Source organism: Microbacterium sp. FW305-3-2-15-F-LB2 (assembly GCF_058787255.1).
Window position 1 is genome coordinate 12,092 of the sequence record NZ_JBYSZO010000003.1, and the last position, 22,489, is coordinate 34,580.

The following is a 22,489-nucleotide window of genomic DNA, read 5'->3' on the forward strand; positions in this document are numbered from 1 at the left end:
AGGAGGCTCCGATGAGCCAGCACGACCACCACAACCACCACGCCCCGGCGGCCACCGCCGAACACGACCACGCGGCGATGAGTCACCCGCAGAGCGAAGACGACCGGGCACCCGCCGCCGGACAGTCCGGACACGGCCACGCCGACCACGGCGGGCACGCCGGACACGGCGATCACGTTGCCCGGTTCCGGCGCCTGTTCTGGATCATGCTGATTCTCGCTGTGCCGGTCGTGGGGTTCTCCACGATGTTCTCGATGCTGATTGGATACCCGCTGCCCGACGCCGCATGGGTGGAATGGGTGTCCCCCATCCTCGGCACCGTCATGTATGTGTGGGGTGGCGCCCCGTTCCTCACCGGTGCCGCCAGCGAGCTCCGTGCCCGCAAGCCCGGCATGATGCTCCTCATCGCCCTCGCGATCACCGTCGCATTCCTCGCCTCGTGGGGGGCCAGCATAGGGCTGCTGCACCACGAGCTGGACTTCTGGTGGGAGCTGGCGCTGCTGATCGTCATCATGCTCCTCGGGCACTGGATCGAGATGCGTTCCCTCGCCCAGACCACCTCCGCCCTGGACTCCCTCGCCGCGCTCCTACCCGACGAGGCCGAAAAGGTCGAGGGCGACAGCACTGTCACCGTCGCCCCCGCCGATCTGCAAGTTGGTGACGTCGTCGTTGTCCGCCCCGGCGGGCGGGTCCCCGCGGATGGTCGGGTCGTGCAGGGCGCGGCCAGCATGGACGAGTCGATGATCACTGGCGAATCCCGCCCGGTTCGCCGCAGCGACGGCGACCAGGTCATCGCAGGCACCGTCGCCACCGACTCCGGGGTGAGGGTCGAAATCACTGCGGTCGGGGAGGACACCGCGCTGGCCGGCATCCAGAAACTCGTCACCGAAGCGCAGAACTCCTCCTCTCACGCACAACGCCTCGCGGACCGTGCCGCCGGGTGGCTGTTCTGGTTCGCTCTCGGGGCGGCCGCGATCACAGCCACGGTCTGGACCTTGGTCGGGCTCCCCGACCAAGCCGTGATCCGCACCATCACCGTCCTCGTCATCGCCTGCCCGCATGCCCTGGGCCTTGCCATCCCGCTGGTGGTGTCCATCGCGACCGAGCGCGCCGCCCGCGGCGGTGTGCTCGTGAAAGACCGCCTCGCGCTGGAGAGCATGCGCACCGTCGACACGGTCCTGTTCGACAAGACCGGCACCCTCACCAAGGGCACCCCCGCCGTCACCGCGATCGACCCGGCCGCTGGTATCGACGCAGACGAGCTGCTCACGTGGGCCGCCGCCGCCGAAGCAGACTCGGAACACCCTCTTGCTCGGGCGATCGTGAACGCCGCGCACGAGAAGCAGTTCACCGTTCCCGCTGCCGTCGACTTTGAGTCCTCACCGGCCGTCGGTGTCCGTGCGCGGGTGACCGGTCGCACCGTCCAGGTCGGCGGCCCGTACATGCTGAAGCAGGAGGGCGCGGCCGAGCTGCCGGTCGCGGATGAGTGGCGCAACGAGGGCGCGATCATCCTGCACGTTCTCGTCGACGGGCAGGTCGCAGGGGCATTGCGCCTGGCAGACGAGATCCGTCCCGAATCCCGCGCGGCCGTCGACGCGCTACATCAGCGGGGTGTGCAGGTCGTCATGATCACCGGAGACGCCGAAGCGGTCGCCGCCTCCGTCGCCGCCGACCTCGGTATCGACCGGTTCTTCGCCGGAGTCCGGCCGGAGGACAAGGCGTCCAAGGTCAAGGAGCTTCAAAGCGAAGGCCGCAAGGTCGCCATGGTCGGTGACGGGGTCAACGATGCACCGGCTCTCGCGCAAGCCGACGTCGGTATCGCCATCGGTGCGGGCACTGATGTGGCGATAGCGTCCGCCGGTGTCATTCTTGCCAGTGACGATCCCCGCTCCGTGCTGTCGGTGATCGAGTTGTCTCGCGCCAGCTACCGCAAGATGAAGCAGAACCTGTGGTGGGCCGCCGGGTACAACCTCATCTCCGTCCCCCTGGCCGCCGGGGTGCTCGCCCCCGTCGGGTTTGTGCTGCCGATGTCTGTCGGCGCCATTCTGATGTCGCTGTCCACCATCGTCGTGGCCCTCAATGCTCAACTGCTGCGACGCCTGGACCTCAGCCCGGACGCAGTTGCCGATCGCTGACAGGAGTGACGTACCGTGGAAGGGAGGGAGGTGACATGTCGCTGATCACACTGACAGACCGGCTCCACGCCAGTCGATCCATGGCCCGCACGCTGCTGCTGCTTATCGCGTTGACCGGCGCGGTCATCGTCGGCCTGCTGGCCATGCACTCCCTCAACACCCACACCGCCGCCCAGACCGGCCACCAAGCCACCGTCGCCACCGCCAGCGCCACCGCGGATGATCACCATTCCGGTGCCACCGTGACGGACGAAGGGTGTGCGGATTGTGGCTCAGGCCACGCCGACATGTTGGCCATGGGGTGTGTGCTGGCGCTGCTGGCTAGCGTGCTGCTGCTGGCCCGACTCCGCCCGAGCCAGGTGTGGTTGTCGGTCCTGCCACGCCCGCGGCCACTCAGTGCCGCGCTTCCCGGCAGGCCGAGGCTGCGGCCGCCTTCTCTCACAGCTCTCTGCATCAGTCGTACGTGATGCGGCCGAGCCGGCGCACTCCTGCCGGCTCGGCCTTACGCACCTGTCGATGTGACCGGTGTTCGTTCACGTACCCCTGTATTTGGAGAACCCTGATGAAGATTCGTACCGCAGCGACCGCTGCGCTCACCCTCGCCGCCGCCCTCACCCTCGCTGGCTGCGCCGACGGCTCCGGCTCGGAGTCCATGCCGGGTATGGACCACGGCAGCAGCTCGTCCCCGTCCTCATCGTCCGCGGCGACGGCGGACTTCAACGACGCGGATGTGATGTTCGCGCAGATGATGATCCCCCACCATCAGCAGGCCGTCGAGATGGCTGACATGATCCTGGACAAGGAAGGCATCGACCCGGGTGTGCTGACCCTGGCCTCGGACATCAAGGCCGCCCAGCAGCCCGAGATCGACCAGCTGCAGTCCTGGCTGACCGAGTGGGGGGCCGACATGCCCGATATGGACAGCATGGAGGGCATGGATCACGGCGGCGGCATGATGAGCGAGGACGACATGGCCGCGCTGGAAGCCACCACCGGCGTCGAAGCGTCCCGGCTGTTCCTCGAGCAGATGACGATGCACCATGAAGGCGCGATCGAGATGGCCCAAGACGAAGTCGATAACGGCCAGAACGCTGACGCGGTCGAGATGGCGCAGACCATCGTCGACACGCAGACCGCCGAGATTACCGAGATGCAGGAACTGCTCGCGCAGCTCTAACGCACCCCACCGGTGAGGACGCCCCCGCAAGGCGTCCTCACCCTGGAATCGAAAGGGTGCGAATGCGCATTCACCTGCGCGCGACGGCGAGCTTCGTCGCGCTCACCAGCTTGCTGCTCACCGGCTGCGCCGCAGCCGAACCGGCAGCGACCGGCAGCGACCACGCCGACACGGCGCTGTCTCACGTTCACGCGATCGTGCCCGCGCCAGACGATGACGGCTTCCTTCTCGGCACCCACGAAGGCCTCTACGCCGCCACCACTGACGGGCAACTCGGCCCCCGCGTCGGCAGCTACGGCTTCGACGCGATGGGCCTCACCGCCGTCGATGACACCCTCGTCGCCTCCGGGCACCCCGGCCGGGGTACTCCGGCGGAGCTCGGGGAGGGAAACCTCGGCATCATCCGTAGCCGCGACGGCGGCACGACATGGGAGCCGGTGGCTTTCACGGGCGAGAAAGACTTCCACGTCCTCACCGCCGCACCGGACGGCACCCTGTACGGACAAGAAACCGGTAGCGCCCAGATGCTGGCAAGCACGGACCGCGGCGCCACGTGGTCTTCCACGGGCGCAGCCCTGCTGTCCTTCGCACTGGTCGTCGACGCCACCGGACGCATCATCGCCACGACGCCCGACGGGCCTCAGGTCAGTACCGACCAAGGGGCGACGTTCGGACCGCTGCCAGACGGCCCGATCATGTCCCTCATCGCTGTGTCCCCGGACGGCCAGCAACTGATCGGCGTGGGAAGCAAAGGCAGCTTGTGGAGGAGCACGACACGCGATCCATCGTGGCGAAACATCGCCACGGCGCACGGCTCCGCGCAGGCAATCGCCATTACCGACGCTGGCGACATCCTCATCGTCGACGACAGCGGACTCAGCCTGCTGCCCTCCGCCTAGCAACCACTCATCGAAAGACCACAAGCCCCTCCGTCGATCCTCGACCTCGCTCTAGCGTGACCGCACCGGGGGAAGACCCCGAAGAAAGGAAAGCCGCCATGACTGTTGCAGATCAAATGCTCGCCACCCACCCGAAAGTCGGTTTCGCCGCAGCACAGGACGCCCTTCTGCACTGCATCGAGGCGTGCGTCGAATGCGCCCAGGCATGTACCGCCTGCGCAGATGCATGCCTCGGAGAAGACATGGTCGCGGAGCTCGTTGCGTGCATTCGGAAGAACTCGGACTGCGCAGATATCTGCGCCGTCACCGGTGCAGTGCTTTCCCGCCAAACCGCGCCGGATGTCGCGACAGTTCGCGCCTTGCTCGAAGCCTGCCGCACCGCCTGCGCGTCCTGTGCCGCCGAGTGCGAACAGCACGCAGACATGCACGAGCACTGCCGTGTGTGCGCCGAATCCTGCCGCCGCTGCGAGCAGGCATGCACCGACCTTCTTGCTGCTCTCTAAGTCGGCCCAGGTTCGCAGTCGCCCTGTGAACACGACCCGCATCCGCTCCCATCCGAACAGGAGACGTCATCACCTCGAACGACCACTACGACCCGGGTGATGGCGAGGGAGTGGTGGGGGATCATCGCGTTCATCCAGGCGGTGTCGTCGACGGTGATTTGACTGCGGTCAAGGGCGACCCCGCCGGCGAACAGCAGGACGCGTTTTCGGAGGAGGCAGGGGTGTGAGTGTCGTCGCGTTGCACCAGGAGCAGAACGGCCCACCCGAGAAGGCCCAGCGTAGTGAACACGTCAGCCATATTGAAGATGGCAAACCAGTCGACGCCGATGAAGTCGACGACCTCTCCGCTAAGTGGTCCGGTTTGAGCGCGCGTGGTGCGGTCCCACAGGTTGCCGATCGCACCGCCGGCCGCGACGGCCAGGAAGGCGGTGGCGCCCATGTTGCGCCCTCGGACAACTCGGATGACTATCCACGCGAGAAGTCCGCTGGTGAGCGCCATGATGCCGATGACGAGCGGTGCTCCCACGTCACCCCCGAGCCCGAAGGCGACGCCGGGGTTGAATACGAGACGAAGGGTTACCCCAAGGCCGAGCTCGATCTCCTGGCCATTGCCGAGAGAGGACAGCGCCCAGGCCTTCGTGAATTGGTCGACCGCGAAGGCGGCAGCAACAGTGACTGCAGCGACAGCGAGGCGGGCCACCGTGGTCATGACAGAACGTCGATGAGGCGGAGGACCACGCCAGACTCGATCAGGATGTACAGGCCAAGCCCGATGAAGACGGCGGGCACGAGCCAGTGCTCGATCTTTTCAAGAGCCTCGGTGACGGCCTTGTTCGTGCCGACGAAGCGTGCGACGACGCACCACACAGCGACGAGCACCAAGAACACGATGAGTGTGACGATGGTGTCCGGGGCTCTGTTGCAAAGATTGGCGGCAGTCAGAGGTAGGCTGTCGCTCTGCGCCGATCAGGCGGCTGCTGCGAAATGGTGGTTGAGCATGCCCATGGCCTCCGTCAGCGCCGAGGGCCCAATGCCAAAAGCTCTCTCCACAAGGCGCACCTCGCCCCTGATGCCGGGCTGCAGGCACCAGGGGCGAGCCTGTCCTTTGCGCAGGGCTCGCATGACTTCGAATCCCTTGATCGTGGCATAGGCCGTGGGGATCGATTTGAAACCGCGCACCGGCTTGATCAGTATCTTGAGCTTTCCGTGATCGGCCTCGATCACGTTATTGAGATACTTCACCTGCCGGTGGGCCGTCTCCCGGTCCAGCTTTCCTTCGCGCTTCAATTCGGTGATCGCTGCACCATAGCTCGGCGCTTTGTCGGTATTGAGCGTGGCAGGCTTTTCCCAGTGCTTCAGGCCTCGCAGGGCCTTGCCCAGGAACCGCTTCGCTGCCTTGGCGCTGCGGGTCGGCGACAGGTAGAAATCGATCGTGTCGCCCCGCTTGTCGACTGCCCGGTACAGGTAGGTCCACTTGCCCCGCACCTTGACGTAGGTTTCATCCAGGCGCCAGCTCGGATCAAAGCCACGCCGCCAGAACCAGCGCAGCCGCTTCTCCATCTCCGGGGCGTAGCACTGGACCCAGCGATAGATCGTCGTATGGTCGACCGAAATGCCGCGTTCCGCCAGCATTTCCTCAAGGTCGCGATAGCTGATCGGATAGCGACAATACCAGCGCACCGCCCACAGGATCACATCACCCTGGAAATGGCGCCACTTGAAATCCGTCATCGTTCCGTCCGTCCAATCTCCGCCAAGCATGCTCAAGCTTCACGATTTTTGCAACAGAGCCCTTAAATCAGCCAAAAGGTAACCTGGCCGCTTAGAGTCCAGTGCAGCTTCTGAGCTGCGTACCACCCGAGACGAATGAACTGAACAGCATTGACACTACGGCCATAAGTTACCGCTCAAGAACAACGGCGAGCCCTTGGCCGACGCCGATGCAGATCGCGGCGACTGCGACTCCTCCGCCGCGGCGCTTGAGCTCGTGGGCGGCGTGACCGATGATCCGGCCGCCTGAGGCGCCGAGGGGGTGACCGATGGCGATGGCGCCGCCGTGGATGTTGAGCTTCTCCGGGTCGAAGTCGGGCCAGCCTTTGAGGCAGGCCAGGGACTGTGAGGCGAAGGCTTCGTTCAGCTCGACGAGGTCAACGTCCGCCCAGGTCCGTCCCGCGCGCGCCAGCGCCTTGTTCGCGGCCTCGATCGGCGCGATCGGGAAGATGTCCGGGTCGACGCCGTGGGCGGCACGTCCGGTAATCCGCGCGAGCGGTTCGGCGTCGAGGGCGTCCTCGGCGCCGAGCAGCACCGCGGAAGCACCGTCGTTGATCGAGGACGAGTTCCCGGCCGTCACGGTACCGTCGGCGGCGAACAGCGCTTTGAGACCGGCGAGCTTCTCAACGGTGCTGCCGTCGCGGATGCCCTCATCGCGCGCCATCTCAGCGCCGGGCACCTGCACGATCTCGGCGTCGTAGCGGCCCTCCGCCCACGCTTTCGCGGCGAGCTCATGCGAGCGGACCGAGAACGCGTCCTGTGCTTCACGGGTGATCCCCCACTCCTGGGCGATCTTCTCCGCGGACTCGCCGTTGGAGATGGTCCAATGCTTGGGCAGGGCCCGGTTTACCATGCGCCACCCGATGGAAGTGTTCCAGAGCGTCTGGTTGCCGACCGCCGGCCAGGGCTTCGGGGACTTCTCGAGAACGAAGGGCGCACGGGACATGGACTCCACGCCGCCGGCGAGGATCAGCTCTGCATCCCCCGACTCGATCGCCCGGGAACCCTGGATCACGGCCTCCACGGACGATGCGCAAAGCCGGTTGACGGTGACGCCCGTGACCGAGGAGGGGAAGCCCGCGAGGAGGGCGCCGAAACGGGCGACGTTGCGGTTGTCCTCACCGGCCTGGTTCGCGTCTCCAAAGATCACGTCTTCAATACGTGCGGGATCGACGCCGGTGCGCTCGACGGCGGCTTTCATGACGACCGCGGCGAGGTCGTCAGGGCGGATCCCGGAGAGCGCACCGGCGGCGCGTCCGAAAGGGGTGCGGACGGCATCGTAGATGAACGTCGAGGTCATGGGGTGAACCGTGGTCTTTCTGTGAGTAAGGTGGGTCAGGCTGCGGAGCGCCTGGAGTGATACGCGGCACGGAACTCGTCAGGGACGGTCCCGGCGCCGGTAGCAAGGTCGGCGGCGAGCTCGCCGAGCAGCGGAGCGAACTTCGCACCACGGCCGGAGCAGGCGGACAGGACGACGATGCCTTCGGCCTCGTCAATCAGAAAGTCGCTGCTGGGCGTGCTGGTGAACATGCACGTCGCTTCCGCGTAGGAATCCGGTTCGACACCGGGCACCCATTCCTTGACGTAGTCGCGAGCTCGTTGCCTGGCCTCCGGCCGGATCTGGCCGGTGCGGTCGAAGATGCTCGGGATTACGGTTCCGCCATTGAAGTGCGCGATCTTGAGGCCGTGGTATCCGGCGTCGCGGCCGCCTGGCAGACCGTAGATGTCGACCGTCTCGTTCTCGTGCATGAACGTCGGCCAAGCCGGATAGGGTGCGCCGGAAGCGCCGGCGTCGTGGTAGGGGAAGTGGAACGCCTGCTCCTCACGCACTTCGAAAGACGGCAGTGAGTGGATGAACCCGGCAGGCAGAGCGAGCGAGTCCAGAAGGGTTGGAAGCCACGGGCCGGCCGCGACGACCACTTTCTCGCCTTCGACGACGTCGCCGACCGTGGATTCGACGCGGAAGCCGCCGGTGCGCCGCTCGATAGAGCTGACGGTCCAGTTCGTGAGCAGTCTGACCCGCCCGGTTGCGGCGGCCAGGCGAACGAACGCCTCGACCGTGTTGCGGGCATCAAGCACTCCAGCGCCGGGGTGATAGAGTACCGCGCCGTCGAAGCCGTACTGCGGCCAGCGCGAGCCCGCCTCCGCCTCTGGCAGTAGCTCATGCTCGACACCCAGCGCGTCCAGGACACGGGCGAGGCCGACGGGATCGTTCACCGCGCCATGGTCGAGGGCGCCGGTGGGTTCGATCAGACGTGCACCGTTCTCCCGTTCGAGTTCGTCCCACAGCGGCTTGGAACGGATAACGAGCCCTGTGTAGAGCTCGCTCGGGTAGGCGTAGCGAAAGATCCGCGCGGAGCCGTGCGAACTGCCGTACGGGTTGGCTGGTGCCGACCGCTCCAGCAGGGTCACGTCTTGCCCGCGTTGGGCGAGACGCCACGCGGTGGCGGCGCCGGCGAGTCCTGCGCCTATGACGATGTACTCGCCCATCTCGCTCCGTCCTTACCGCTTGAACGCGGAGACCCCAGTGATCTCGCGGCCCACGATCAGGGACTGGATGAAATCGGTGCCCTCGTAGGTGTGGACGACTTCCATGTCCGTGAGATGGCGGGCGACGTGGTTCTCGAGCAGCAAGCCGTTGCCGCCGAGCAGGTCGCGGGAATCGCGGCATAGCTGCCGCGCTTTATCGCCAGTGAACATCTTCGCGAGCGAGGCCTGCTCGTTGCTTAGGCGGCCTTCGTTCTGCAGGGCGCCGGCACGGAAGCAGACCAGCTGCATCGCTGTAAGGTCAGCGAGCATGTTGGCGAGCTTGTTCTGGACGAGTTGGTAGTGTGAGATCGGGCTGCCGAACTGGACGCGCTCGGACGCGTACTGCACTGCCGCCTCGTAGGCGGCGGTCGCGTGTCCCAACGATTCCCAGGCGACGGTGCTGCGGGTGCGGTTGAGCACCGCCCCGACATCGCGGAACGACTGAGACTTTTCGAGTTTGTTCTCGGCGGGGATCCGAAGGTCTTCGAAGGTGATTTGCGCCTGCTGGATCGCGCGCTTGGCGATCTTCCCTTGGATGGCTTCCGCGTGGTATCCGGACGGGTAACTGCCGTCCTCGTTCTTCTCCAGGATGAACGCCTTGACCTTGTCGTCGGCGGTGTCGCGCGCCCAGATGATGACGAGATCTGCGACGTGGCCGAGGCCGATCCACCGCTTCGAGCCATTGAGAACGTAGTGGTCGCCGTCGAGGCGGGCGCTGGATTCAAGAGCCACGGAGTCGGAACCGTGATCGGGTTCCGTCAGCGCGAACGCGCCGAGCTTCTCGAGCTTCGCCATCTGGGTCAGCCAGCGCTGCTTCTGTTCGTCGCTGCCGAGTAGGTTGATCGTCCCCATCGCGAGGCCGGAGTGCACGGCGTTGAACGTGTTGATGCTCCCGTCACCGCGGGAGAGCTCCATGGCGACCAGTCCCGCCTGCAACCGGGTCAGGCCTGGGCAGCCGTACCCTTCGATCGCGGTGCCGATGATGCCAAGCTCCCCGAACTTCGGGAGGATCTGGTACGGGAAGTCCGCCTGTTCCCAGTACTCGTTGATGATCGGGGTGACCTCAGAATCGACGAAGGCTCGCACCTTCGCGACGAGCGCGCGATCCTCCTCACCGAGGTAGTCCTCGACGCCGTAGAAATCCACGTTGACGCCTGACCTGTTGAGTGCACTCATGCTGTTGCTTCCTTTGCTGAGATCGATGCGAGCGGCGAGGAGCCCGCGAGCCAGCGCCGCACCAGCTCGGTATCTGCGCCTAGCTCGGGGGGCGCCTTGTCGTAGGTCGCCGGGGTCTGTGAGAAGGTGATGGGGTTGCGGATCCCGGACAGAGAGTCATCCCCGGATCCGGCTTGAATGATCGGATCCAGGCCGATGCGCTCGGCGAACTGGACACCGGCTGCGACGTCCTGGATCGGCGCGCACGGGATCCCCGCTGCGGTGAGCCGTTCGAACCACTCCGTGGCGGTCGCATGCGAGAGCGCGGCTTCGAGTAGCGGACGCAGATCGAGTCGGTTGCGGCTGCGGTCGGGCGCGAACGCGAAGCGCGGATCCTCGACGAGTTCAGGCGTGCCGAGCTCCCGGCAGAGCACCCGGAACTGCCTGTCGTTGCCGATCGCGAGCACGATCTCCCCGTCTCCGGTGGCGATCGGCTCGTAAGGGTAGATGCTCGGATGCTCGTTGCCCATGCGGGTCGGAACGACGCCTGCGATGGCGTAAGCGCCGGTCTGGTTCACCAGGCCCGACAGTGCCGAGCTCATCAGATTGACCTCCACCCGCTGCCCTTCACCGGTCACTCGCCGGTGGTTGAGGGCGGCGAGGATACCGATGCAGGCGTGCATACCCGTGAACACATCGACGACCGCGACGCCGGCACGGAACGGCTCGGTCTCCGGCGCCCCGGTGAGACTCATGAGCCCGGAGGCAGCCTGGACGAGCAGGTCGTATCCAGGAAGGCTCGCCCCGCCCGCGGTACCGAACCCGGTGATCGAGGTGAAAATCACGTCCGGGTTCTGAGCCGCCACGCTCTGATAGTCCAGCCCGAACTTCTCGAGACCGCCGGGCTTGAAGTTCTCGATTACGACGTCCGCGCGAGCTGCGAGCTCGCGTGCGGTCGCGAGATCCCCGGGGTCGCTGAAGTCCAGTTCGATCGACAGCTTGTTCCGGTTGATCGAGAGGTAGTAAGTCGACTTGCCCTCATGCTCCGGCGGCATCCAAGCACGGGTCTCGTCCCCGATCGGACTCTCGACCTTGATGACGGTCGCCCCCATGTCCGCCAGCAGCATAGTGCAGTAGGGCCCGGCCAGCACCCTGCCGAAGTCAGCGATGATGGTGCCGCTCAACGGCCCCTGCCCCGAACGCGCGAGTAGTTCTTCAAGTCTGTTGTGATCTTCCACCGTCTACCTCGGGACCGTTCTTCCGTTGAACCGTTTTCGATGTTTTCACCTTGTCAGGCGCGATTAGTGCACGTCAAATACCTATTTTCACGTTATTGATACCTTCAGCACATATGTCCCTCTCCAATCGTTCGTCGCACTGAGACCTGAAATGAAGCAAATACGACACGATATATGATCCTCGTGCTATCATTGGCGAGTGGAAATTCAGGACCTCAGAGCATTCGTCGCCGTCGCGGAAGAACTGCACTTCGGGCGAGCGGCCGAACGCCTCCATTTGGCGCAGCCTCCGGTAAGCCGCACCATAAAGGCACTGGAGAAGGAACTGGGCGCGGAGCTGTTCCACCGCACGACGCGCTCCGTGGAGGTCACTGCGGCCGGGGAGGCTCTGCTCGGCCCGGCCCGCCGCATTCTCAACGAACTCAAGCATGCCGCGCACGATGTGCGCGCCGCTCAGAGCGGCGAACTCGGGCATGTCGGTATCGCCTTCGCTGGCGCCTCCACACAGATTCTCGTCGGCCAGCTCTCCCGCGCTGCGCGTCTCAAACATCCAGACCTATCCCTCGAGCTCTCCAGCCAGAACTTCGCCCAGCCCGCCATCAACCGGCTCCTGAACGATGAGGCGGACATCTCCATTGGCCGCTGGGACTACGTCCCAGCCGGCATCAGAACCCGCACTCTGATCAACGAGCAACTCGTCGTCGCCGTCCCGAAGACCCACACCTTGGCCGGCGCTGACTCGGTCCACATGGATCAGCTCTCCGCCGACTACTTCGTGACGCTCCCCCTGCAGCCCGGATCAGTACTTACAGACCGGCTGCTCCGACTCAGCCACGCTGCCGGCTTCGACCCCCTCATCGCGCAGGTCGCCCCCGACACCTGGACGGCGCTGTCACTCGTCGCAGCCGAGGTCGGCATTCATCTCACGATCTCATCGGTCGCAGAGAACACCCACACCGACGGGTTCTCCTTCCTCCCGGTCGCAGACCCATTCGACGAGGTGCTCCTGCGCATGGCCTGGCGCGCCGATTCGCGGAACCCCGCACTCGCCACGGTGCTGGCACTCGCCGACGAAGTCCTGTAGGCGCCGCCAGCTGTACTGCGCGCATACCCAACTGCCTCACCGGTCGGCGGCCGCCTCGATTCCTCTGAGCTAATCGATCTGGATGGTCGTGGGCGCTTCGCCGGAGAAGTCGAGCTTCGGGACGGACTCACTGAGACCCGGCGTCTCGGTAGCGGCGATGGTCAGCCAAATGCAGCCGACGAGTCAGGTCGAGGGCTCCAGCGACGTCCACAGCCAGACCGTGAGCGCGAACCCGATCAGCGGGCAGACCAGGTGCAGCAGGACGCCTCCCTTCGCGCGGTTCCCCGTCCTGTCTTTCCGGAGGAACTCGTCCTTGATGGCTGACAGGTTTACCATCGCGAACGCCGCGAGGGCGCCGAAGCTGATCATAAACTCCGCCGTATTCAAGTCGAGTACCAGGCTGGCCAGTGCGAACACCGACACGACGATCACTACGACAAACGGTGTGCTGAACCGGGGTGCAGCTTGGTGAGCGGCCGGGGCAGCACACCGTCGCGCCCCACAGCGATTAGCAACCGCGAAACGGATGCCTGCCCGGTCATTGCGCTGCCGAAGCAACTCACCACATATATGGCGATGAAGAACGCGGCGAACGGCGCGCCGCCGAGCACCCTGACGAGGCTGACGCCGACCGCTTCCACTTCGTCAGCAGAGAGGGCCTGCCAGTTGGGCGACCACGCCAGGGCGCCCGACCAGGAAACCAGCACGAACAGCAGGCCGCCCAGCAGCGTCGAGCCGACGATCGCTCGCGGGATGTCGCGGCGGGTGTTCCGCGCCTCCTCCGCGAGGGTGGAGACGGCAACGAAGCCCAGGAACCAGAGTGAGAGGATCGCAGCTCCTGAGGCGATCCCACCGATACCGCGCTGCCCGAAGGTGAAAGGCTCGAGGAGTCTCACCAAGGTGTCCCCGCGCAGCGTCTTCTTGAACGCGAGAACCATGAGCACGACCACCAGCAGCACCGATAGGGCGATCACGATGAAGTTGACCCGGTTCACCAGGGAGATGCCGAGCAGGTTCAAGGTGAACACAATCAGTAGCGTCGCCATCGTAAACGCCCATTTGGCACGGCGGGGAACTGCGAATACAGATAGATGCCGATGACCAGGAAGTTGATCATCGGGATGAAGAGGTAGTCGAGCAGGATCACCAAGCCGGTGAGGAGCTCGACGAGCCCGCCGAAGGCTTGCTGGGTGTAGGTATACGTGGCGCCCGCGACCGGGTACTTCCGAGCGAGGGTGGGGTAGCTGGCAGCGGTGAAGGGCATCGCGATGATCGCGAGGATGTAGGCGGTGGGGAGATGCCCGTCGGTCACCTGGTTCACGACACCGTATGTCGTGAATACGACCGCGATGATCATGTAGGTGACGCCGAAGAAGGTCAGCCCGACGGGGCCGAGGGTGCCGCAGAAATGCGGATGCGACGTAGCTGACATGCGATGACCCCTCTGTCGACGATGCGGGCGATCGGAGCGCGACGGCACGGTCGGGGCGCTTAGGCTGGGGGATCAGCAGCGTCCGGAGCACGATACCAGAGGAGAGATCGTCGAATGCGTCCTGTGCTTCTCGGGGCAGGCGGCGGGAGACAAGCTCGTGGAGTTTGATGGCGCCATCCAGGTAGCGGTCGATGAGCGCCGGGATGTCTGAGGAGTATTTCGTGACATTGCCCCCTCATGTTGGATCAGTACTCACGGATCGGTTCATGCGATTGTGCCCCCCAATTGGTTTTGAACACATGGCAACCCGGATCACACCCGACACCTGGACGACCCTTTCGCTCGTCGCGACTAAAGCGGGCGCGCACCTCACGATATTCTCTGTCGCGGAGAACACCCACACCGATGAGTTCTCATGCTTGCCGGTCGTGGATCCCTTCAAGGAGGTGTTTCTTCGAATGGCTTGACGTTCGGAATCTCGGAGCTCCGCACTGAAGACGGTTCTGGCCTTGGCTAAGGAGGTGCTCTAGGGGAATGCCGAGGACGTGCTCCACGGGGAACAGAGACCCACTGAATCATGGGACCGCATTCCTCTACCAATACATTATGTCGGCGAGCGCATAAATATTGATGTTATTGGTATTTGTAGGAAGATGAATTGCTGTGGCAGTCTGGGAGCCGCACAGACATTGCCTGTGTTCATGCGTGTTCCTTATTCAGTGGTGGAGCCTCCCTGTCCGGGAGGACATCGGGTCGTGCCGGCTGTCTTCCCCGCAGGGCAGCCACCTGGCTTATCTGCCGTGTACGGTGTCGAGGGCGTCGCGGATGCCGCGCACGATGGTGCGGATCTCCTCGGCCGTGACGATGAAGGGCGGGGAGATCTGGAGGATGTTGTTCGGGAGGTTCCGCAGGTGCACGCCGCGACCTTCGAGGACGGCGACAACGTCGAGCCCGGAGACGCCGTCGGCGAGGTCGACGCCGCCCATGAGTCCGATGTGCCGTACGTCTTTCACGCCGGGGTGGTGGCGGAGCTGTTCGAGTTCCTCGACGAGGACCGGTTCGAGCTCGCGGACGCGGCCGAGGAGGTTCTCGCGCTCGATGATCTCGAGGTTCTTGAGTGCGACAGCCGCGACGGTCGCGTGGCCGGAGTAGGTGAGGCCCTGGTGGAAGATGGGCGCGTCGTTTCCTGCGTAGAACTGGCTGGATACGCTGGGGGCGACGATGACGCCGCCCAGGGGCAGGTAGCCGGAGGTGATGCCTTTCGCGAAAGTGATCATGTCGGGTTCGAGATTGAAGCGCTCGGACGCCGTCCAGGTGCCTAGACGACCGAAGGCGGTGACGACTTCGTCGGCAATGACGAGGAAACCGAACTCTTTCGCGAGTTCCTTGATCCGCTCGAAGTAGCCGGCCGGGGGCGGAACGAGACCGCCGACGCCCATGACGGGTTCGGCGATGAACGCGGCGATCTTCTCTCCGCCGTGTTCGCGGATGGTGCGCTCGGCGGCGTCGATGTCCCACTGATCGACGAGCAGTGTCTCCGGGATGAGGGTGCCGGGGCCGAAGCCGTCGCTGTTGAAGGAGAGGCCTGCGACGCTGGTACCGTAGGCGTGGAGACCGTGATAGCCGTCCTGACGGGATACGACGGTGAGCTTCTCCGGCTGTCCCTGGAGCTGCTGGTGACGGCGTGCGAGTTTGAGTGCCAAGTCGACGGAATCGGATCCGCCGCTGGTGAAGATGACCTTGGCGTCGTCGAACGGGGCGAGCGTCGCGATCTTGTTCGCAAGTTCGAGTGCCGGCTCGTTCACGTACCGGCCGAAGATGTGCCAGGTCTCGAGGGTGCGTATCTGCTCGGCGGCGGCCTGTGCGATCTCGTCCCGGCCGTGGCCGATGTTGGCGTACCAGAGGCCGCCGGCGGCGTCGAGGAGACGGTCCCCGTCCGCAGTGGTGATGTAGGCGCCGTCGCCTTTGACGATGACGGTCTGCGGGTTCGAGAGCACGGTCGGCATGTGCGCCTGGGCGCTCCACAGGGCGTTGGTCTGGGGCATCTGCATCCTCCTGGGATCGTGTGTGTGGTTCGGGCCAGCCGTTGGGGTGCGGCGCGTGACCCAAGCGTTCAGCTGTAGTCGAAGAAGCCTGTGCCGCTCTTGCGCCCGAGCTCTCCGGCAGCGACCTTGTCGCGCAGGATCTGCGGGGGTGCGAAGCGCTCGCCAAGCGTGGAGGCGAGGTACTCCGCGATGCCGAGCCGCACGTCCAGACCGACGAGGTCGGTGGTTTTGAGCGGGCCGGTGGCGTGCCGGTACCCGAGCACCATCGCCGCATCGATGTCCTCGGCCGAAGCGACGCCCTCTTCGAGCATCCGCATCGCTTCGAGTGCGAGGGCGACGCCGAGCCGGGAGCTCGCGAAGCCGGGTGCGTCATGCACGACGACGGGGGTCTTCCGCAGCCCCTCGGTCCACTCTCGCGCTGCGGCGACGAGGCCGACGCCGGTCTGCTCGCCGACGACGACCTCGATCAGGGTGGAGGCGGGAACCGGGTTGAAGAAGTGCAGCCCGAGGAAGCGGGACGGGTGGGAGAGTTCTGCGGCGAGCTTCGTGACCGACAGCGACGACGTGTTCGTCGCGATCGCGGTGGTCTCGGTGACGCGCCCCTCGATCGCGCGGAGGGTGTTCACTTTGAGCTCGAAGTCCTCTGGGACCGCCTCGATCACGAGGTTTGCTTCTCTCAGGAGCTCGTAGTCCTCGGACACGGCGAGGCGCCCTAGGAGCACGTCGAGGGCGGGGGCCGCGGGATCCTTCGCGACCGCTTTCTGCGCGATGTCATCGAGCCGCGCCCGGGCGGCGTCCACCGACGCGGCATCGCGTTCGAGCACGGTGACCTGCGATCCGCCGATGGCGAGGCTGAGCGCGATGCCCGCCCCCATCCGTCCGCCTCCGACGACGGCGATGTGATTCGGCAATGCCATGGGTTCAGCGTCCTTTCCGCGCGTTGCGCTTCAGCAGAAAATCATCCATGCGCCGGGTCTTCTCCGGGGATTCGAAGAGCAACGCTTGCGCAAGGTTGTCGATGACCGGGTGCGCCGCCCGCGGCGCGTGGATCACCTGCTTGGTCACCTGGATCGCCAACGGGTCGAAACCGCCGATACGGTCCGCGAGCGCGTTCGCCCGGTCCAGGAGCTCGTCCGGCTCGCAGACTTCGCCGACCAGCCGAATCGATAGCGCCTCGTCTGCGGTGAGGACGCGGCCGGCGAGCAGGATCTCTTTCGCGACGGGCTCGCCCACGAGCTCGACGAGCCGCCAGCATGCCCCCGCGGCGGCTATGATGCCGAGGTTGGGTTCGGGGTTGCCGATCTTCACCCGCGTCGTCGCGATCCGGAAGTCGGCGGCGTAGGCGAGCTCGGCGCCGCCGCCGAGGGCATAGCCGTCGATCGCGGCGATCACCGGCATCGGCAGGGCAGCAATCCGCGCGAAGATGCTCGAGTTGATCCCGCGCAGGGCGTCATGACGGCGCCGGTCGCGCAGCTGGGAGATGTCCGCGCCGGAGGCGAAAATGCCGCCCTTGTCGGTGCGGGTTCCCGTCAGGATGAGGATGCGCGGTTCGCGCTCGAGCTGGTCGCAGACCTCGTGGAGATCATCCACCATGGCCTGGTCGATCGAGTTCAGTGTCTGAGGCCGGTTCAATCGCACGATCGTGCGATCGCCGTTGTGCTCGGCCGTGAGCGTTTCCACCAAGCCCCACCTCTTTCGGATCGCGTCCAGGCACACTCAGTCCTGGTGCATGTCATGTTCCAGCTTGGTGCGAAATCCAATAACACACAAATACCTAATAGATCCTATTTCATGACACTATCGTCATAAAATCTCACATGGACTCCACTGGGCGCGGTAGAGCATTATTAATGCCAGCGCATGAGCGGGGGCGGATTTGGTATTGGACGCGACATGAATAGTGAGCAACAGTGATAGTCGAGGATCCGTGCGCACTGGTGCGCGCGGAGTTCCGCGATCACACACCGAACAATGAAGGAGCGTCGTCGCACATGGGTGTCTACACGACAGTGAATCCTGCAACCGGCGAGCAGCTGGCCGAGTTCCCCGAGATCACCAACAAGGAGGCACGGGAGGCTCTCGATCGCGCCGCGGAAGCCTATCCGCAGTGGCGGGATCGCGGGCTGCAAGAGCGGGTCGCCCTGGTCAAGCGCATCGCCGCGCTCCACCGCGAACAGCGGGAAGAACTGGCTGCGCTCATCACGCTCGAGATGGGCAAGCCCATCGTCCAGGCGCGTGGCGAGGTCGATCTCGTCGCGAACATCTACGACTATTATGCGGACCGCGCCGAGCAGTTCCTCGCGGACGAGGTGCTCGACATCTCCGGCCCCGGCACCGCCATCGTGAAGACCGAACCGGTCGGCGTCCTGGTCGGTATCATGCCGTGGAACTACCCCTATTACCAGGTGGCACGGTTCGCGGCCCCGAACCTGATCCTGGGCAACACGATCCTGCTCAAGCACGCGCGCAATTGCCCGCAGTCCGCCCTCGCTATCGAGCGGGTGTTCCGCGAGGCGGGGCTGCCCGATGGCGTCTACGCGAACGTGTTCGCCAACAACGGTCAGATCGCCGAGATGATCGCCGATCCGCGCGTGCAGGGCGTCTCTCTCACCGGTTCCGAGCGGGCGGGCTCAGCGGTCGGCGAGGTCGCCGGGCGGCATATGAAGAAGTACGTGCTGGAGCTCGGTGGATCCGACCCGTTCATCGTGCTCGACGACGCCGACCTCGACGCGGCAGCCGCCGCAGCCGCGGTCGGTCGCTTCGCCAACGGCGGGCAGGCCTGCACCGCGTCCAAGCGCTTCATCGTCCTGGACGCGGTGTACGACGCGTTCCTCGAGAAGTTCATCGAGCAGAGCCGCGCGTACGCCACAGGCGATCCGTCGTCGGACGAGACGAAGCTCGGCCCGCTCTCCTCCACCGCCGCCCGCCACGATCTCGTCGAGCTGGTCGACGACGCCATCGACCGCGGCGCGAAAGTCCACCTGGGCGGGGAGGCCCCCGACGCACCGGGCGCCTACTATCCGGCGACCGTGCTGTCAGGCGTGACCAAAGACATGCGCGCCTACGCAGAGGAACTATTCGGCCCGGCCGCGGTCGTGCACCGCGCCGCGTCCGAAGAGGAAGCGGTCCAGATCGCCAACGACTCCCCGTTCGGTCTAGGCGGCACGGTCTTCTCGGGCGACCTGGAACGGGCGCAACGGGTCGCCGACCGGATCGAGACGGGCATGGTCTGGATCAACAGCACGAGCAAGACAGCCCCGGATCTCCCGTTCGGCGGGGTCAAGGCCTCGGGCGTCGGCCGCGAGCTCGCGCATTACGGCATCAACGAGTTTGCCAACAAGAAGCTCGTCCGCGTCCCTGAGGCCACGAAATAGTACGCCGCGTGGCGGAGTGCACCACCGGAGCGATTCGAGGGATACACTCCGCCACTTCGCATGCCCCATCCCCATGCCCAGGCTGCACTCACAAGAAGTAACCTCGGGCAGGGCTCGGATCTCTTAGCCGATGGGGCCGGGCGTGCCGTACGCGCAGCATGAGCGGCATTCCGAGTCGCTTCATTTGACGTGCGTTCCGAGACCGTGTTCAGGGCCCCGCGGGTACATGACGTGCCGAGGACGACCTTTGGGCACCCGAAAGGCGAGACCGCGCACGCAGCGTTCGAAGAGGCGCCGGAGTTGACGGGTCACCTGGTCCTCGAAGCCTCCGTGGTTGACATCGGCGAACCAGCAAGTGGGCTGGCGAGCGGGCGAGAAGCTAGTCGACGGGTCGAACAGCATGAATCCTCGCGCGCATGTTCGTTCATACCGATGCGATAAAGAACATCCGTATTTCGGTGGTACCGGTGATCGCTGTGTCGAGCGATGCGACCCGAGAATCGGATTAACGTCTTGGCCGATCGGCCCCAATGGTTGCTCGCTACGATTGCCGCAGTCAGGAGCGCCGGGTAGACCGAAACCGCCTCTAGCCTAGGGCGGGCTGATCCCAGATCGGCAGCAACGTGCCAATGTCGCGGCGCTGCGCCTCCCAGAGGAGTTCGGTCGCCCAAGCGACGTCTTCGGCCGGGATCCCGCCGATGGAGAAGAAGGACGGCCGTGCCGGATCGTAGCCAGGTGCCCTGCCGTCGACGATGTCCCCGAACTCGGCGATGTCGGCAACGTTCAGGCGCCCGTCCAGGAGCATGTCCTGGTATTTGACACCGAGAGCCCCGAGTTGCTCGTGATACGGAGGGCTGAAGTTCGCGACGTAGGCTTCGTAGAGCGGAGTGTGGTCGACGACGTTACGAGCGCCAGTGCACAGGAACCCGGCATCGACTTGGATGTTCGAGGTCGCCGCGACATACGCACCCGGGCGCAGCCACTCCGGGTCGATGACCGGGTAGTTTGCGACGCCGGACAGACCGGTCGCGGCGACCGTGACGATGTCGGCCTCGGTGACCGCCGACCGGATCGAATCGACGATCTCCACCTCTTGGATCTGGGGGAACTCGGAGCGGACGAGTTCCTGGAAGCGCTGCGCGTTCCGGCTCGTGAGCGAACGCGCCGCGATCCGGACGCGGGCGATGGCGGGCCGTGTCACTAGGATCGCCCGGAACGCAACCTGGTTGATGAGCCCGGGGCCGATCACCGCGACCGAGTCAGCGTCCGTTCGGGCGAGGTGCAGAGTGCCGGCTCCGACGACCGCGCCCGTACGATAGGCGCTGATCAGGTTTCCCGGCATCACGGCGATCGGAGCGCCAGTCTCGGTGTCATTCAAGACCACCAGGTGCATAGACCGCGGCAGACCCTTCTCGCTGTTCTCGATATTCGAGCCATACCATTTGAGGCCAGTCGCACGATACTTCCCACCGATGTATGCAGGCATCGCCATGAAGCGGCGGTCCGAGGTATGGCGCGGCATACCGGGGAATGCCGGCTCGAGGGGGAAGTCGACCTTGATCCCATGCGAACTATGATTCGGACCACCCATGCGGTAGTCGCCGGTCGCGAGCAGCGAGAAGACCTCGCACATCGTGTCGATACAACGTGCCATGTCCGTGGCGCCGACGTCGATGATCTCGGGCTCGCTGAGGTAACGCAATCGGAGAGAAGTGTCGTGCATCGTTGCCCTTTCCTGCCCGCGGTCTCACCGCCGGGTGCCGTATTGGATATTGCGATGCTAACCTTCGATAACGTTTCCAGAACGCAAAAGAACCGCTTTTATTCAGACTAATAGCGCATGAATCTAGTGAGAACTGGTATCGAGGGACTCTTCGATTCGTTCCCCGGAGCTGGAACACTGAGGTCACCAGCTAATTTCACAACGGCTGCACGGTGCCGTGCCGCACGAGGAGAATCGATGTCCAGCACTGAGCAGGCGTCCGTCGCCGTCATCGGGATGGGCACCGTGGGTGCCATGGCCGCCTGGCAGCTGTCGAAGCTGGTGCCCGGACGCATCATCGGCATCGAGCAGTACGGCGTCGCGCACGCGTACGGCGCGTACGCCGGGGAGTCCCGCCTGTTCCGCACCGCAGCCTACGAGGGCGAGCACTATACTCCGTTGCTCGTCCGGGCGCAGCAGCTGTGGCGAGAACTCGAGCGAGAATCGGGGCAGAGCATCTACTTGCAGGTCGGAGCGCTCACGATCGCCCCCGGCGCTTCTCCGAAGATCGCTGGAACCCTCGAGGCCGCCGAGCGCTTCGTCCTCCCCCACGAGCATCTGGTGGGACGCGAGCTGCGACGTAGGTTCCCGCAGCACGACTTTGACGATGGCGACGAGGCGATCCTCGATCTCGGCGGCGGCGGCCTGCGCCCCGAGCGCGCCATTCTCACCGCAGCATCACTCGCCGAGCGCGGAGGTGCCGAGATCTGGGACGACACTCGGGTGCTCGGCATCGACGAGCAGCACGGGAGGCACCTAGTGAGCACCACCCGCGGCGACATTCTCGCCGAGAAGGTTGTCATCGCCGCCGGCCCCTGGAGCCAGCAGATCCTCCCTGAGTTGAAGACGTTCACGAAGGTGAAGAGTGTGCCGCTCACGTGGTTCATGCCGAAACGCGTAGACCAGTTCCTTCCCGAGCGGTTCCCCGTCTTCGTGCGGGACCGCGGAACCACCCACCTGTTCGGCGCCCCGAGCCTCGAAGGCTACGCCGTGAAGATCAGCCGTGCCGCGTTCCCGGACTGGCCGCTCGTCGACGACGTCGCGCAGCTGCAGCGTGAGCACACCCGGACTGAGCTCGCGCAGACCTCCGAGCTGGCGACCTGGTACTTTCCGGGCCTGCACCCGGAGCCGGTGCGCCACAGCATCCACCCGGACAGCTACACGGCCGATCTCACCCCGATTATCGACGCCTCGCCCGACGGCAGCCGCGTCGTCGTGTCCGGGCTGTCGGGACGGGGCTTCAAGTTCGCGCCCGCCCTCGGCCGTATCGCCGCTGACCTGATCCACGCAGGCGCCAGCGAACTCTACGACCCCGGCCGGTTCAGCCTCGCCGCTCACTACCGCGCGCTCGACCACTGACCACACGGGCGGACCGGGGCTCCTGCC

At 65.2% G+C, this 22,489-nt stretch carries 22 protein-coding genes; 8 read left to right on the forward strand and 14 right to left on the reverse strand.

The window, feature by feature from the left end; genetic code table 11:
• The first annotated feature begins 11 nt into the window (after nt 1–11).
• The 5 genes from AC3WLZ_RS18095 to AC3WLZ_RS18115 all read left to right on the forward strand — a co-directional run bounded on the left by AC3WLZ_RS18095 (nt 12) and on the right by AC3WLZ_RS18115 (nt 4,714).
• A complete protein-coding gene (locus AC3WLZ_RS18095) occupies nt 12–2,135 on the forward strand; it encodes a heavy metal translocating P-type ATPase (protein WP_492471019.1) in 2,124 nt (707 codons plus the stop codon).
• Nucleotides 2,136–2,170: 35 nt separating this feature from the next.
• Entirely contained in the window at nt 2,171–2,602 is a 432-nt protein-coding gene (locus AC3WLZ_RS18100) for a DUF6153 family protein (RefSeq protein WP_492471020.1), read from the forward strand.
• Nucleotides 2,603–2,697: 95 nt separating this feature from the next.
• Nucleotides 2,698–3,312 (forward strand): DUF305 domain-containing protein, encoded by a 615-nt coding sequence (locus AC3WLZ_RS18105; RefSeq protein ID WP_492471021.1) that lies wholly within the window; start codon nt 2,698–2,700, stop codon nt 3,310–3,312.
• A 62-nt stretch (nt 3,313–3,374) separates the two neighbouring features.
• Entirely contained in the window at nt 3,375–4,211 is an 837-nt protein-coding gene (locus AC3WLZ_RS18110) for a F510_1955 family glycosylhydrolase (RefSeq protein ID WP_492471022.1), read from the forward strand.
• A gap of 98 nt (nt 4,212–4,309) precedes the next feature.
• On the forward strand, nt 4,310–4,714 hold the full coding sequence (locus tag AC3WLZ_RS18115) for a four-helix bundle copper-binding protein (protein ID WP_492471023.1): 405 nt from the start codon (nt 4,310–4,312) through the stop codon (nt 4,712–4,714).
• A 130-nt stretch (nt 4,715–4,844) separates the two neighbouring features.
• On the opposite strand, the gene AC3WLZ_RS18120 is transcribed toward AC3WLZ_RS18115, so the two are convergent.
• From AC3WLZ_RS18120 to AC3WLZ_RS18150, 7 genes are all read right to left on the reverse strand, one after another.
• Nucleotides 4,845–5,423, reverse strand: a complete 579-nt coding sequence (locus AC3WLZ_RS18120; protein ID WP_492471024.1) for a signal peptidase II — start codon at nt 5,421–5,423, stop codon at nt 4,845–4,847.
• Nucleotides 5,420–5,656: a cadmium resistance transporter gene (locus tag AC3WLZ_RS18125; RefSeq protein ID WP_492471077.1), complete on the reverse strand. Its 237-nt coding sequence runs from the start codon at nt 5,654–5,656 to the stop codon at nt 5,420–5,422. Before AC3WLZ_RS18125 ends, AC3WLZ_RS18120 begins: the two co-directional genes overlap by 4 nt.
• A 24-nt stretch (nt 5,657–5,680) precedes the next feature.
• On the reverse strand, nt 5,681–6,445 hold the full coding sequence (locus tag AC3WLZ_RS18130; protein WP_001389365.1) for an IS6-like element IS6100 family transposase: 765 nt from the start codon (nt 6,443–6,445) through the stop codon (nt 5,681–5,683).
• Nucleotides 6,446–6,614: 169 nt separating this feature from the next.
• Nucleotides 6,615–7,784, reverse strand: coding sequence for a thiolase family protein (locus tag AC3WLZ_RS18135; RefSeq protein ID WP_079941026.1), 1,170 nt, complete (start codon nt 7,782–7,784; stop codon nt 6,615–6,617).
• 35 nt (nt 7,785–7,819) lie between these two features.
• Complete coding sequence (locus AC3WLZ_RS18140) at nt 7,820–8,974, reverse strand: FAD-dependent oxidoreductase (protein WP_285465403.1); 1,155 nt, start codon at nt 8,972–8,974, stop codon at nt 7,820–7,822.
• 12 nt (nt 8,975–8,986) lie between these two features.
• Entirely contained in the window at nt 8,987–10,189 is a 1,203-nt protein-coding gene (locus AC3WLZ_RS18145) for an acyl-CoA dehydrogenase family protein (protein WP_079941028.1), read from the reverse strand.
• Nucleotides 10,186–11,352: a CaiB/BaiF CoA transferase family protein gene (locus tag AC3WLZ_RS18150; protein ID WP_253036098.1), complete on the reverse strand. Its 1,167-nt coding sequence runs from the start codon at nt 11,350–11,352 to the stop codon at nt 10,186–10,188. Before AC3WLZ_RS18150 ends, AC3WLZ_RS18145 begins: the two co-directional genes overlap by 4 nt.
• Nucleotides 11,353–11,605: 253 nt before the next feature.
• Between AC3WLZ_RS18150 and AC3WLZ_RS18155 the strand changes: the two genes are divergently transcribed.
• Entirely contained in the window at nt 11,606–12,490 is an 885-nt protein-coding gene (locus AC3WLZ_RS18155) for a LysR family transcriptional regulator (RefSeq protein ID WP_285465407.1), read from the forward strand.
• 183 nt (nt 12,491–12,673) lie between these two features.
• Here the strand turns inward: AC3WLZ_RS18155 and AC3WLZ_RS18160 are convergent, their stop codons facing one another.
• The 6 genes from AC3WLZ_RS18160 to AC3WLZ_RS18185 all read right to left on the reverse strand — a co-directional run bounded on the left by AC3WLZ_RS18160 (nt 12,674) and on the right by AC3WLZ_RS18185 (nt 17,650).
• The gene (locus AC3WLZ_RS18160) at nt 12,674–12,922 is read right to left on the reverse strand and encodes a hypothetical protein (protein ID WP_228145539.1); all 249 of its coding nucleotides are present in this window, start codon (nt 12,920–12,922) and stop codon (nt 12,674–12,676) included.
• Complete coding sequence (locus AC3WLZ_RS18165) at nt 12,922–13,536, reverse strand: APC family permease (protein ID WP_228145540.1); 615 nt, start codon at nt 13,534–13,536, stop codon at nt 12,922–12,924. The genes AC3WLZ_RS18160 and AC3WLZ_RS18165 overlap by 1 nt, the downstream gene beginning before the upstream one ends.
• Nucleotides 13,521–13,922, reverse strand: a complete 402-nt coding sequence (locus AC3WLZ_RS18170; RefSeq protein WP_228145541.1) for an amino acid permease — start codon at nt 13,920–13,922, stop codon at nt 13,521–13,523. The genes AC3WLZ_RS18165 and AC3WLZ_RS18170 overlap by 16 nt, the downstream gene beginning before the upstream one ends.
• Nucleotides 13,923–14,713: 791 nt before the next feature.
• Nucleotides 14,714–15,967, reverse strand: coding sequence for an aminotransferase family protein (locus AC3WLZ_RS18175; RefSeq protein WP_253035956.1), 1,254 nt, complete (start codon nt 15,965–15,967; stop codon nt 14,714–14,716).
• A gap of 68 nt (nt 15,968–16,035) precedes the next feature.
• Nucleotides 16,036–16,884 (reverse strand): 3-hydroxyacyl-CoA dehydrogenase family protein, encoded by an 849-nt coding sequence (locus tag AC3WLZ_RS18180; protein ID WP_079941037.1) that lies wholly within the window; start codon nt 16,882–16,884, stop codon nt 16,036–16,038.
• Nucleotides 16,885–16,888: 4 nt separating this feature from the next.
• On the reverse strand, nt 16,889–17,650 hold the full coding sequence (locus AC3WLZ_RS18185; protein WP_465786472.1) for an enoyl-CoA hydratase/isomerase family protein: 762 nt from the start codon (nt 17,648–17,650) through the stop codon (nt 16,889–16,891).
• 308 nt (nt 17,651–17,958) lie between these two features.
• Between AC3WLZ_RS18185 and AC3WLZ_RS18190 the strand changes: the two genes are divergently transcribed.
• Nucleotides 17,959–19,341 (forward strand): NAD-dependent succinate-semialdehyde dehydrogenase, encoded by a 1,383-nt coding sequence (locus tag AC3WLZ_RS18190; protein ID WP_079941038.1) that lies wholly within the window; start codon nt 17,959–17,961, stop codon nt 19,339–19,341.
• 586 nt (nt 19,342–19,927) lie between these two features.
• Here AC3WLZ_RS18190 and AC3WLZ_RS18195 read toward each other — a convergent pair.
• On the reverse strand, nt 19,928–21,064 hold the full coding sequence (locus AC3WLZ_RS18195; protein WP_079941039.1) for a tyramine oxidase subunit B: 1,137 nt from the start codon (nt 21,062–21,064) through the stop codon (nt 19,928–19,930).
• A 237-nt stretch (nt 21,065–21,301) separates the two neighbouring features.
• On the opposite strand from AC3WLZ_RS18195, the gene solA reads away from it, so the two are divergent.
• On the forward strand, nt 21,302–22,462 hold the full coding sequence (gene solA / locus AC3WLZ_RS18200; RefSeq protein ID WP_079941043.1) for an N-methyl-L-tryptophan oxidase: 1,161 nt from the start codon (nt 21,302–21,304) through the stop codon (nt 22,460–22,462).
• Nucleotides 22,463–22,489 lie beyond the last annotated feature (27 nt).

Coding starts and splice junctions, on each gene's coding strand:
- AC3WLZ_RS18145 (WP_079941028.1), bottom strand. CDS start 10,189: ATGAGTGCACTCAACAGGTCAGGCGTCAACGTGGATTTCTACGGCGTC.
- AC3WLZ_RS18190 (WP_079941038.1), top strand. CDS start 17,959: ATGGGTGTCTACACGACAGTGAATCCTGCAACCGGCGAGCAGCTGGCC.
- AC3WLZ_RS18105 (WP_492471021.1), top strand. CDS start 2,698: ATGAAGATTCGTACCGCAGCGACCGCTGCGCTCACCCTCGCCGCCGCC.
- AC3WLZ_RS18095 (WP_492471019.1), top strand. CDS start 12: ATGAGCCAGCACGACCACCACAACCACCACGCCCCGGCGGCCACCGCC.
- AC3WLZ_RS18170 (WP_228145541.1), bottom strand. CDS start 13,922: ATGTCAGCTACGTCGCATCCGCATTTCTGCGGCACCCTCGGCCCCGTC.
- AC3WLZ_RS18180 (WP_079941037.1), bottom strand. CDS start 16,884: ATGGCATTGCCGAATCACATCGCCGTCGTCGGAGGCGGACGGATGGGG.
- AC3WLZ_RS18120 (WP_492471024.1), bottom strand. CDS start 5,423: ATGACCACGGTGGCCCGCCTCGCTGTCGCTGCAGTCACTGTTGCTGCC.
- AC3WLZ_RS18195 (WP_079941039.1), bottom strand. CDS start 21,064: ATGCACGACACTTCTCTCCGATTGCGTTACCTCAGCGAGCCCGAGATC.
- AC3WLZ_RS18175 (WP_253035956.1), bottom strand. CDS start 15,967: ATGCCCCAGACCAACGCCCTGTGGAGCGCCCAGGCGCACATGCCGACC.
- AC3WLZ_RS18165 (WP_228145540.1), bottom strand. CDS start 13,536: ATGGCGACGCTACTGATTGTGTTCACCTTGAACCTGCTCGGCATCTCC.
- AC3WLZ_RS18115 (WP_492471023.1), top strand. CDS start 4,310: ATGACTGTTGCAGATCAAATGCTCGCCACCCACCCGAAAGTCGGTTTC.
- AC3WLZ_RS18135 (WP_079941026.1), bottom strand. CDS start 7,784: ATGACCTCGACGTTCATCTACGATGCCGTCCGCACCCCTTTCGGACGC.
- AC3WLZ_RS18140 (WP_285465403.1), bottom strand. CDS start 8,974: ATGGGCGAGTACATCGTCATAGGCGCAGGACTCGCCGGCGCCGCCACC.
- AC3WLZ_RS18100 (WP_492471020.1), top strand. CDS start 2,171: ATGTCGCTGATCACACTGACAGACCGGCTCCACGCCAGTCGATCCATG.
- solA (WP_079941043.1), top strand. CDS start 21,302: ATGTCCAGCACTGAGCAGGCGTCCGTCGCCGTCATCGGGATGGGCACC.
- AC3WLZ_RS18130 (WP_001389365.1), bottom strand. CDS start 6,445: ATGACGGATTTCAAGTGGCGCCATTTCCAGGGTGATGTGATCCTGTGG.
- AC3WLZ_RS18110 (WP_492471022.1), top strand. CDS start 3,375: ATGCGCATTCACCTGCGCGCGACGGCGAGCTTCGTCGCGCTCACCAGC.